The 11,199-nt window shown below is 42.3% G+C and carries 10 protein-coding genes and 1 riboswitch; of the genes, 1 reads left to right on the top strand and 9 read right to left on the bottom strand.

All coding sequences use genetic code 11. From position 1 onward, the window contains the following. Positions 1–150: 150 nt before the first annotated feature. From AC25Y5_RS03800 to AC25Y5_RS03820, 5 genes are all read right to left on the bottom strand, one after another. The gene (locus tag AC25Y5_RS03800; RefSeq protein ID WP_488139166.1) at positions 151–1,212 is read right to left on the bottom strand and encodes a ribonucleotide-diphosphate reductase subunit beta; all 1,062 of its coding nucleotides are present in this window, start codon (positions 1,210–1,212) and stop codon (positions 151–153) included. Further along, positions 1,167–1,607 carry a flavodoxin gene (locus tag AC25Y5_RS03805; protein WP_482101253.1) on the bottom strand — a complete coding sequence of 147 codons (441 nt, stop codon included), beginning with the start codon at positions 1,605–1,607 and terminating at the stop codon, positions 1,167–1,169. Before AC25Y5_RS03805 ends, AC25Y5_RS03800 begins: the two co-directional genes overlap by 46 nt. Then, positions 1,592–3,817: a ribonucleoside-diphosphate reductase subunit alpha gene (locus tag AC25Y5_RS03810; RefSeq protein WP_488139167.1), complete on the bottom strand. Its 2,226-nt coding sequence runs from the start codon at positions 3,815–3,817 to the stop codon at positions 1,592–1,594. Before AC25Y5_RS03810 ends, AC25Y5_RS03805 begins: the two co-directional genes overlap by 16 nt. A 179-nt stretch (positions 3,818–3,996) precedes the next feature. Further along, a riboswitch (cobalamin riboswitch) is annotated at positions 3,997–4,180 on the bottom strand. A 178-nt stretch (positions 4,181–4,358) separates the two neighbouring features. Beyond that, positions 4,359–4,862, bottom strand: coding sequence for a YndM family protein (locus AC25Y5_RS03815; RefSeq protein ID WP_488139168.1), 504 nt, complete (start codon positions 4,860–4,862; stop codon positions 4,359–4,361). An 82-nt stretch (positions 4,863–4,944) separates the two neighbouring features. Further along, the gene (locus tag AC25Y5_RS03820) at positions 4,945–5,799 is read right to left on the bottom strand and encodes an MBL fold metallo-hydrolase (protein ID WP_488139169.1); all 855 of its coding nucleotides are present in this window, start codon (positions 5,797–5,799) and stop codon (positions 4,945–4,947) included. Positions 5,800–5,993: 194 nt separating this feature from the next. On the opposite strand from AC25Y5_RS03820, the gene AC25Y5_RS03825 reads away from it, so the two are divergent. Beyond that, entirely contained in the window at positions 5,994–6,545 is a 552-nt protein-coding gene (locus AC25Y5_RS03825) for a spore coat protein (RefSeq protein WP_488139170.1), read from the top strand. Between the two features lie 79 nt (positions 6,546–6,624). Here AC25Y5_RS03825 and AC25Y5_RS03830 read toward each other — a convergent pair whose 3' ends face one another. The 4 genes from AC25Y5_RS03830 to AC25Y5_RS03845 all read right to left on the bottom strand — a co-directional run bounded on the left by AC25Y5_RS03830 (position 6,625) and on the right by AC25Y5_RS03845 (position 11,163). Beyond that, positions 6,625–8,583: an ABC transporter permease gene (locus tag AC25Y5_RS03830; protein WP_488139171.1), complete on the bottom strand. Its 1,959-nt coding sequence runs from the start codon at positions 8,581–8,583 to the stop codon at positions 6,625–6,627. Next, positions 8,561–9,337, bottom strand: coding sequence for an ABC transporter ATP-binding protein (locus AC25Y5_RS03835; protein ID WP_488139172.1), 777 nt, complete (start codon positions 9,335–9,337; stop codon positions 8,561–8,563). The genes AC25Y5_RS03830 and AC25Y5_RS03835 overlap by 23 nt, the downstream gene beginning before the upstream one ends. Positions 9,338–9,441: 104 nt before the next feature. Further along, complete coding sequence (locus tag AC25Y5_RS03840) at positions 9,442–10,464, bottom strand: sensor histidine kinase (protein ID WP_488139173.1); 1,023 nt, start codon at positions 10,462–10,464, stop codon at positions 9,442–9,444. A 15-nt stretch (positions 10,465–10,479) separates the two neighbouring features. Then, positions 10,480–11,163 carry a response regulator gene (locus AC25Y5_RS03845; protein WP_488139263.1) on the bottom strand — a complete coding sequence of 228 codons (684 nt, stop codon included), beginning with the start codon at positions 11,161–11,163 and terminating at the stop codon, positions 10,480–10,482. Between the last annotated feature and the right edge of the window lie 36 nt (positions 11,164–11,199).

Consider the following 11,199-nt stretch of genomic DNA (forward strand, 5'->3'; position numbering starts at 1 on the left):
GTATTGAAAATAGTCAAGTGGAAATGGCGATTTTCAAGCACTTATCGCCGGCTTTTTATGCAATTAAATGGTTAATCAATAGACATATGTATAGTTTATTTAAAATAGCAGGTGTACATGTTTTTAGATGTGTACACCTACTCTTATTACTTACAAATCATCAAACCCATTCAAATCACTGGTTTTAACGTATTGTCGTGAAGATTGTTCAAAGAAATCGGTTTTGGTGTCGTCAAAACTATCGACATAAGCCCGAATCCACTTCATCGGATTATCCGTGAAGTCAGGATAGATTTCACTGAGCCCAAGCATACGTAACATTTTGTTTGCTCGGTATTTCACATACCCTTCCATTTCTACAAGGTCAATCCCTTCGATGTCTACTAAAACGTAACGACTCCAAATAACTTCCTGCTCGACTGAGTGCTTGAACTGTTCGTAAATCCACGCCGTGAATTCATCTGTATTTTGTACTGGGTTCTCCGCAAGTGCCGCACGAAATATGTCGCTGATTGCTTTACCATGCTGCAGTTCATCACGATTGATGTATGAAATCATTGTCGATGTGCCAACCATTTTTTGATTGCGCGCGAGATTGTAGAAGAATGCGAATCCACTGTAGAAAAACAACCCCTCAAGTAACGTCGTATAGACCATTGCTTTCAATGCCGATGCAATCGTGGGATGCTCTGCGAAATCGTTATATACCTCGACGATGCGCTCATTGCGCTTCAATAATACTTCGTCTGAGCGGCCCATTTCAAATGAAGCCATCTGTTTATTTAACGTAGTCACTGAGGACAATACGTAAGCGTAAGAATGATTGTGTTCACTTTCCTGATCTGCAATTGTCGCCATGATTGATTTGACGGAAGGATCGGTTGTGAAATCCGCCATTTTCAAAGCGATTGTCGTCTGCGGACCGTCAAGTGTCGCAAGTAAGCCAATGATTTTAAGAAATGCATCTTGTTCCGGCTTTGTCAGTGTCGAAAATTGCTTTACGTCTTGCGTCAAATCGACTTCATTCGCCGTCCAGAATAGCGAACGAATTTGTTGCCTTAATGTATAGAAATGGGGATGTGCAAGGTCATTCCAGTTGAGGATACCGCTTGCTTTTCCACCGAAAATAGCTGTTGATTTATTGGGATGCATTGGTTCCAATACCTTTACCCGTTTAAGTTTTTCCAATGTTCCAGGACTCCCTTCGACCATTCAATTACTTTTTCCTCTTGTACACCGCGCGGACTTTGCTCGATTTTGAGGGGGTTAAATGTAGATCCATAAAATCGTGCCAACTTTACTGCCGCATGGCAAAATAGTGCATCGCCGCCGAATTGGGTATCACCCGTTCCAAAGACATAGACATTATCGGGTTTATACCCCACGTCAGCTACAAAGTCTTTTACTTCGTTAGGCGTTGCGCCCTGTTCCCACGTGAATGATCCGAGCAGCATCGCATCAAAATCACTGGGGTTCGGAATGACTCCCCCACCGATTCGATGCATTGTCACTTCGAGATTTTCAGTGGCCAGCGTTTCCTGGATTAATTCGGCGACTTCCTGTGTATTCCCGCTCCACGTAGCGTAAACGATTAAGAATGACACCATTCACACTCTTCGATATCCGTCGCTGTTGAACGCGTATAATACGTTGTTTTCATGCCAGACTTCCAAGCCTGTAAATGAAGTTCGAGAAGAACAGACGCACGGATTGTATTTGGGACATAGATGTTGAAAGAAATTGCTTGGTCAATATGACGCTGTCTTGCGGCGTTTTGTTTGATTGACCAGCGCTGATCAACGATATACGCGGAGCGGCGGTACACATCGTACGTATTGTGGTTAAGGTCAGGTGCTACAACTGGCAGCTTATAATCTTTCTTTTCCTCATGATAAAACGGTTTGAATACGGGATCGATTGAAGCAGTTGATCCGGCAATGATGGACGTCGAGCTATTTGGTGCAATTGCCATCAAGTAACCATTTCGCATACCATTTGTTGCAACATCAATGCGAAGTTCGCGCCATTCCCTCGTATCGTATTTCTTATTTTCGAAATAGACTCCTGACTGCCAGTCCGACCCCTCATATAACGGGTAGGATCCCTTTTCTGTAGCCAGTTCCATCGAAGCTTTTATCGTCAAAAAGGCGATTTTCTCATATAGTTTATCTGCGTAATCCACAGCCTCGTTTGATTCCCATTGAATGTTTTGTAGGGCAAGTAAATGATGCCAGCCAAATGTACCTAAACCAATTCCTCGATAACGCGCGTTCGTTCGCTGTGCCTGGACGACTGGTATTTTGTTAAGATCGATGACGTTATCAAGCATGCGCACTTGGATTGTAATGAGTCTTTCCAAAACGCTTGCCGGAACTGCTCGTCCAAGGTTGATGGACGATAAGTTACAGACGACGAAATCGCCCGGTTTGGAACGCGTAACAACGATATCGTCTTCGAGAGTGACAGACTCGAATTGAGTTGGACTCATATTTTGAGTAATCTCTGTACATAGATTCGACGAATAAATCATGCCTTCATGCTTGTTGGCATTCGCGCGGTTCACTTCATCACGGTAAAACATGTACGGCGTTCCTGTTTCCAATTGGCTGCGCATAATCCGTTTCATTAGATCTATGGCCGGAACGATTTCTCGGCTGAGTTCAGGATGATTGACACACTCTCCGTATTTTTCACGGAACGAACCTTCACCTTTTGTTTCATCGTAAAAGTCCTCAAGGGAATACCCCATGATTGTCCGAACTTCATGCGGATCGAATAGATGCCACTCTCCCCGCGCATCGACTTGTTCCATATAGATATCAGGGAGACAGACACCCGTGAATATATCATGCGCACGCAACCGATCATCCCCATTATTTAGTTTAAGATCTAGGAACATGAAGATGTCTTTGTGCCAAACATCGAGATAGACAGCGATAGCACCTTGCCGTTGACCCAATTGATCTACGCTAACGGCTGTGTTGTTCAACTGTTTAATCCATGGAAGTACACCGCTCGATGCACCTTTAAATCCGCGAATAGAAGAACCACGACTCCGAACTTTCCCCATATATACACCGATGCCACCGCCATATTTAGACAAGTTAGCAATGTCCGTATTACTGTCGTAAATACCTTGCAAAGAATCATCCACTGAATCGATGAAACAACTCGATAATTGACCATGTGGTTTACCGGCATTGGACAATGTCGGTGTAGCAACTGTCATATACAAATTGCTCATAGCCCAATACGATTCAGCAACTTTTTCGAGCCGGTTCTCCATCTCATCCTGCATCAGTGTCATCGCAATAATAAGCCAACGCTCCTGGGGAAGTTCAACTGATTGTTTATTAAAATCAACAGCCGCATATCGGTCCATAAGCGTTTTTAATCCGATATATGTAAATAATTTATCCCGTTCCGGTTCAATGAGATTACCCAGAATGATGAGATCTTCTTTTGAATATTTCTGCGTTAACGTAGAAGTATATAACCCTTTATCGACAAGCCAGGCAACATGTCCTGCAAAGTCTGTGTAGACCTTTGCCCCCCGTTGCAGTTCCTGACGGTTGTAGACATCACGCAGATGAATTCGTGCAGCTACGAACGTCCAATACGACGATGCCTCGTCCATATTGCTAAGTGATTCTAACGTCATTGCCTTGGCCCATTCTGATGCAGCCCCCTCAGGGTATTTCAGGTACCATCGCTCACTTGCGATAAGCAATGGCCATAATTCCTCTCTTCCAAACTCATTCTGTAACTCATCAAGTAGCCTGTCCATATCGGTTCTCATCACTATAGTTGTCATCATTATTGTCTCCTCTCATGATTGTATAAACAAAAAAGCGATAGCTCCACCTTTTCGGTAGAGCCATCGCTCATGGGTTTTTTATAGGAAACAGAATGGGACCACACGCTACTAATCTCCGAGTATAGAAGGTAGACGGACGGTATCCCGTTCGCTTCCACCTCTCAACCCCCGAAGAAAGTGTCGCTTGACGATGGAAGGCAGGTCTCCTGGCTCACGCTTCACTCTTCCTGCCCAGCCTTCCCATGAAATTTCTCCACAGTGGCTCTTTCGGCGGTCGTCTGCGCTTACAGTTGCGGGGACAGCTCCGGATTTTCCGGATTCCCTTTTAAACCGATATCGGTACCATTCCATCGTTAAATACTATATGTAGTGTCTCGAACTCTTATTACACCCTAACATGTTGTGTTTTAAAATTCAATAGGCAAAAAACAGTTTGATGATTTCTCCACCGTTTACAGTGAACCAAGCCTGAAACTTCCCCATAAACAAGAAAACACCAGTCCTCTATGGGATTCTGGTGTTTTCTACATGAGGAGCCAATTTAATAAGGATTTTTCTTTCTCCGTTTTTTCGGTCTTTGTTTATGATTCTTGTCTGTCGGCTTATCCTCTTCCGGCTTCTTGATATCAACTTCCGATCCAAATTCAGTCTGCATATTACCTTTTTGGTAAGAAATATCATTGTTTTCAGGAGCCACTTTGTCATCAGTGAGAACCTGATTTAGTAAATATTTATGATATACAAATTCCCCCGCTGCAATAATAATTGCGGATAGTAAAGCAGCCATGCCTAATTGGACAGGCTGTTCGTAAAAATAGAGACCCACCAACCAAATCATAACGAGTATCAAAACAAAATCAGCTATTGTTGCACCTATATTTTTAATACGGGGCAATATAAACATGTCTCCAAGAAATGAAACACCTGTCACCAAAACACTTGTGAGCAGAATATCTCCAAATGAAACGCCATAAAGCCCTAAAACAATCCACAACACAACTGTAATCATAATAAATTTAATTATCAGTGCTGTAATCTTTTTCATCAGTTACGTCCCTCCAATCTGAATTAGATTATTTGAATATTAATATTCACGATCTATTTCCGGAAAAAGACAAGCCGATCACTTAGGATTTTTTATCAACAAATTTTCCATAGTCAGGTATAGCAATACGGTCAAACTCTTCTACCAGCTTCCGTAAACTGTCCGTCAACAAGTCGCCAGCCATTGGTAGCCCATGTCCCGTTACTGCAACAGTCGGTTTTAAGGCTTCTAGTTTTTCTACTGATTCCCTGGCGGCTGCCCAATCTGTCGTCAGATACCTGGGAGGTCCGCTTATTTCCTGTTCTTGTGTTAACACCTTATAAAGATATTCCTGTTTAACCGTGACAAAGGCATCACCTACTATTAAAGCTCTATCCTCTTCTCTGAAGAGCGACACATGACCCAGTGAGTGTCCTGGTGTATGAATCCAGCGGAAGCCTGGCATATAAGGAACACTACCGTCTTCAGGTAATGGCAATACATGATACCCTAAGTTAATTGGTTCAATCGGGAACATGGGCGACATTTTAGCAATCATACCGCCTTCTACGGTTGAATCTGGTTTGGGATAACTCGTTTTACCCGTCAGGAAAGGAATTTCCAATTCATGGGCGTAAACGGTCACACCCCAGCGTTGGACTAATTCTATAATCGCACCGACGTGATCAAAATGACCATGGGTTAAAATAATTGCCTTGGGTCGACTATCTTTACCAAAACGTTCTTCAACAACAGAGAAGATTTCATTCGCGGAGTGGGGCATGCCTGCATCAACTAACACGAAATCATTCGCGTCAGGAAGCCCAACCAAACTAATATTTACGATTTGAACAGTATGACTGTACAAATCTGGAAGGACCTCTTTTCCAGTTCCACTTTCTACGGATGTTGCTGGGATGAGTTTGTAGTCGGCCCCGTAAGATAGATTATTGTCCACAACTTCGCCTCCTAGTTATTCTGAATCGCCCTTATTGTGGTACAATCCATACTTTTTATACCAGTAATAGTAAAGTGTCTGGATTACTACGTGAAAACAATTTCTAGTAATGCCCTTTTATGAAAACCGTATATAATTGCCCTTATTGCGAAGTATAATGTCGTGCGGAGAATGAGATTCGAGGAGGAAAAAGAATGAAATTGGCATCACATGAATTATTCGAGTTAAGTGAATTGATTTTAGGATGCTTCAACACTGTTACATGTATGAGCGGATTTATTAACCAGGCCCAAGATCCAGAACTAAAAGAACTATTGACTCGTCACTTTCCGCAACATGTAAAAGACTATAATTTGAAAGTGGAGTTTGTGCAAAGCGAGACAACGCCGGATATCAGTAAGTTCAGTCCCGATGATTTAAATCCGACACTCCAGGATTTCACAAAAGCACCCGTCCCGCTTCAACCGGAACAACCGAGAACATCCGTTCAAACCCACAACGACCGGGAAATCGCCACCGCCTATTTACTCAACCAAAAAAGCTCAGCCAAAAATTACGGAGCGGCGACCCTCGAGTGTGCGAATCCTGATTTAAGACATTTTTTAGAGAATGCTTTCATGAATAGTAATCGTCATGCTTATGATATCTGGCAGTATATGGTTAAAAATGGTTACTACCCATTAATGCCCGCGACCGCAGAAGCAATCTCTGAAATCGCGACAATGTACTTGCCAATTCCCGAATGACAGTACCCCAATTATCAAACATAAAAACGCCAGGAATCTATTTAGATTCCTGGCGTTTTTTAACCTAAGCAACTCTTTCTTACAATGCAGCTTTGACGGTTTTCTTATAATACCCAACCGTTAGAAATGCAAAAACCAAGTAAATCAACGCATATATCCCCATTGCAATCGAAGCAGGCACAGTGATATCAGACATGAAGAGGAATGACGCGGCTTTAATGGCGAACACAGAATGCAATAGACCTATCAAAAGCGGCAAACCAAAGACGAATGCCTGCTTGCGGAGTATGCCACGCATGATGTCATTCACTGTGAAACCAAGCTGACGCAGTGTTGCGTAACTTTGTTTTTCCTGTTCCGCCTCAGTCATCTGTTTGAAGTATAAGACACTACCAGTTGAAATTAAGAACACCAACCCTAAAAAACCAGCGATAAAGATGAGTAGCCCATTACCTTGAATAGAAGCTTCATACGCTGAATAATAATCAGTACTGTATGCCCCTGACTCTGAATCACGATGTTGATTGAAGACACCTGATGCTATGACAAGTTGATCTTTGTCAGCTACGTTAAAAACTTGTACATTCCGCACTTTAATTTCTGGTTTCATCGATTTTTTATACTTTTTAAAATCGGTATCACTCACCACTAATTGAGGTCCATAACTTCCGTTCACAACATTGCCTTCGCTAAATTCCACAGTGGTAAATACGCTTTCTGTTTCACCACTGGTAATATACATCTCGAATGGTATTTTAATATCTATTCCCATAAACCCCATAGAAGCGCTATGATAAATGACAGATCCTTCTGGTGGCGCCTCAACTTGGAGACCCGCATTTTGTAATTGCTTAGCATTTACAAAATAGGCATTATAGATTCCTTCACTTATATCAAGAATCCAAGGGAAAACTTCTTTTTCATAAGTGCCTTCCACTCCGAGTAATTCAATTGTTTCAGTTGTATATTCAATTCCTTTTTCATTTAACTCAACTTCAAAATCTACCGCCGATATTCCCTCGACCGAATTTGGTTCTTCCGAATCTTCTTCAATCATAAAATCGAATGGCATTACATAACGTGTTTCTTTCTCTGTCGAGTAATACAGTGAATACGAGCTCGCCAACATAGTAAGCGTCATCGCAGAGAGAATCGTAATAATCGTCAGCGAATTCGCATTCCCTTTCATGCGATGCATTAGTGAAGCAAGTGACAAACTATTAATCAACCCAAGATGCCCTTGCTTGTGCTTCCGCATTTGATAAAACAACCAACTAATAGTCACGCGAAATAGTAAATACGTACCTAAAATGGTTGATGCGAGCACTGCCAACATATTAAATAATACCTGATCGTTCAACATGCGGCCCGACAACCAATAACCGAAAACAATGAGTCCGATCCCGAACAGAGCTAGCACACCTGACACGATTGTTTTAGGCTTTTTAGGATGCTCTCCTTTTTTATCGGCATTGAATAGGCTAAGTAGCGTGTTGCGGTAAACGGCATACACCATTTGAAAAGACGTAAGTGCAATGATGACAACAAACACTACAGCCGTTTGAATAATGGCCGCCATTGAAAATGATAGTTCGATGAATCCTTCGAAACCAATCAATTTCATCAGGAGTAATAAAAACAAACGAGAAACAAGCATTCCCGCACCAATTCCTACGATGAGTGCACCTACACCAAGAATAGTATTTTCAATAATGAGAAGGCGCGCGACTGCCCCTCTCGTCAGTCCAATTAATTGATACATTCCGATTTCCCTACTTCTTCTTTTGAGGAAAATAGCATTCGCATAGATGACGAAGATTCCTGCGATGAAGAGTAATAAAATCCCCGCAACTGTAAAAGCGGAATCCATATCCATCGAGGCGGACCGCTCACTACTAATAGACGAATCATACTGCAGGGTTGCAAAGACAAAGTACAAAACCACACTTAAGATTAGTGCAAAGAAATAGAGGTAATAGTGCTTAATGTTTTTCCGCATACTCCGGATAACAAGGTCAAATAGAGTCAACGCTATCACCCCCGAGAACGCCTTGAACTTTCAGAATTTCCTGGAAGAAGGCTTGTCTCGTTTTACCACCACGATACAATTCGGAATAGATATTGCCGTCTTTCAGGAAGACCACACGGCTGCAATAGGAGGATGCGACTGGATCATGCGTTACCATCATGATCGTGACATTACGCTCTTTATTGACATTTTCCATCGTACCGAGCAAAGAGGAAGCCGATTTCGAATCAAGTGCGCCTGTCGGTTCATCTGCAAATACCATAGAAGGTTCGTTAATAAGTGCACGTGCCGCGGATGTCCGCTGTTTCTGCCCACCGGAAAGTTCGTGTGGATATTTGTGTGCAATGTCTGCTATACCGAGAATCGCCGCGATTTCATTGAAACGAGCTTCCGCTTCCTTCTTCCCTATTTTACCGAGTGAAATTGGAAGCAGGATATTTTCTTTCGCAGTAAGCGTGTCGAGAAGATTGTAGTCTTGAAAGATGAACCCAAGTTTGTCACGACGGAATGCGGATAGCTCAGCGTCTTTCATTTTTGAAATGTCGGATCCATCGATTAAAATTGCACCGTCTGTTGCACGGTCAATTGTTGCTAAAACATTGAGTAATGTCGTTTTCCCAGCCCCAGACGGTCCCATAATACCAACAAATTCGCCTTCTGCAACGCGAAGTTCAATTCCTTTCAATACTTCCTGTACATTGCCCCGTGCACCAAATGACTTTCTTACATTTTTTGCGTGTAATACTGTTTCATATTCTATCATCACGAATGCCTCCCAGTTCTTTATCATGTCCTTATCGTACCGCGCAGCAAAGCGATAGTCGTTTGATTGTCATGACAAACATGGTGGTCAATGTGACATTAATGTCACTTCAGCGTTTTATCGAAATCATTTTCTGTTGGAAAAGTCATTTCCAATGCGGTCCCTTGTCCCATTTCGGACTGTGCCTGTAGCATGATGCCAATCTTCTCTGCCACTGTTTTTGCTAGATAAAGCCCAATTCCCGTTGCTGCATTATGAATTCTTCCAGTACCACCCGTAAATCCTTTATCAAAAATACGTGGAAGATCATGCGCTTGAATACCCCGACCATTGTCTTTGATGGAAAGGACGACATTTCCGCTATCGGTATGGTTTATAGAGATGATAATCATTCCGCCAACCGGACTATATTTCACCGCATTCGTTACGATTTGACGAATAATGAATCGGCTCCATTTCACATCGGTGACGACTTCCGTATCCTCTCCTTCGAACTCTACCGCGATATTCTTTTCCATAAACCACGAAGCAAGCTCACGCACTTCCGAGGAAACGAGATGGTATACATCCGTCTTCTCCAAAACATAATCCGCTTCGAGTGTCGGCATGCGCGATATGTATAGCTGCTGGTCAATCAGTAAGCGAATGCGTAACCATTCCGTTTGTATTTTCCTGATAGCCGGTTCATGGTGATGGCCATCCATCATCAATTTCATCGCAGTCAGCGGTGCTTTCACTTCATGAACCCATGCAGCGGTATAATCACTTTCGATTGCGTTCGCATACTTTAATTCAGACATCTTATTTGATGAAGAAATAGCCGCTTGACGTACTAGTTCTATTATAATTTCATCACGTTTAAAGGTCGTTTCCGGCAATGCTTCATGCCAGTCAAATGATGCAACATCTGCAATTATAGTAAGCTCTTTGACGAACTTCATTTCCTTTTTGTACCGCCAGAGAATAAATAAAATGAATATGATAAACAGTAAAATATTAAAATATAGAACGGAAGAAAATTCCGCATCTATTCCTGCGTCAAGCCAAATTAGCGCATCTGCAAATCCAAGCGCAAACACATAAAAGAGGATCCAGCTTTTCTTATCCAATAGATAGCTTATAAACATTCTGATGGCTCCTTCCTAAAGCGTAGTTGCCATATACCCCAATCCTTTTTTTGTGACTACCGCCTCGCCAAGTCCGATTTCCGCAAGTTTGTGACGGAGCCTTGTAATGTTCACCGTCAAAGTATTGTCATTGACAAATCGTTCATCATCCCATAGCCTTCGGATCAAATCATCACGCGAAACAATCTCATTATTTGATTGAACAAGAACTACTAATATGAAAAATTCGTTTTTTGTCAATTCAACTTCATCACCATCCAGACGAATGATACTGCGCTTCATATCAATCATTGCCCCGTTCCATTCAAGCACATCCGGTGTTTCTTCTCCGTACGCATATGTCCGTCTGAGGAGTGCCTGAATTTTTGCAAGCAAAACATCTGAATGAAATGGTTTCTGAACGTAATCATCCGCCCCCATATTCATGGCCATAACCATGTCCATCGGGTGATCCCGTGATGAAAGAAAAATAATCGGTACCATTGAAATTGCACGGATTTCTCGGCACCAATGAAAGCCATCGTATGCCGGCAACTGGATATCCATAATGACAAGATGGGGTTTCTCTTTGATAAAATCCCCCATGACATTATGAAAATCTGCCGGACCCTTTACACTGAAAGACCACTGACTCAGTCGTTCTGTCAATGAATTAAAAATTGCTAGATCGTCCTCAACAACGTAGATTGTCATATCCATTTCCAATGCACTTCCCTTCTATTATTCCATTGTAAA

The sequence above is a fragment of the Sporosarcina sp. Y1011 genome (assembly GCF_057669885.1).

Coding starts and splice junctions, on each gene's coding strand:
- AC25Y5_RS03845 (WP_488139263.1), bottom strand. CDS start 11,163: ATGGATATGACAATCTACGTTGTTGAGGACGATCTAGCAATTTTTAAT.
- AC25Y5_RS03815 (WP_488139168.1), bottom strand. CDS start 4,862: ATGAAAAAGATTACAGCACTGATAATTAAATTTATTATGATTACAGTT.
- AC25Y5_RS03800 (WP_488139166.1), bottom strand. CDS start 1,212: ATGGTCGAAGGGAGTCCTGGAACATTGGAAAAACTTAAACGGGTAAAG.
- AC25Y5_RS03835 (WP_488139172.1), bottom strand. CDS start 9,337: ATGATAGAATATGAAACAGTATTACACGCAAAAAATGTAAGAAAGTCA.
- AC25Y5_RS03840 (WP_488139173.1), bottom strand. CDS start 10,464: ATGTTTATAAGCTATCTATTGGATAAGAAAAGCTGGATCCTCTTTTAT.
- AC25Y5_RS03825 (WP_488139170.1), top strand. CDS start 5,994: ATGAAATTGGCATCACATGAATTATTCGAGTTAAGTGAATTGATTTTA.
- AC25Y5_RS03805 (WP_482101253.1), bottom strand. CDS start 1,607: ATGGTGTCATTCTTAATCGTTTACGCTACGTGGAGCGGGAATACACAG.
- AC25Y5_RS03810 (WP_488139167.1), bottom strand. CDS start 3,817: ATGATGACAACTATAGTGATGAGAACCGATATGGACAGGCTACTTGAT.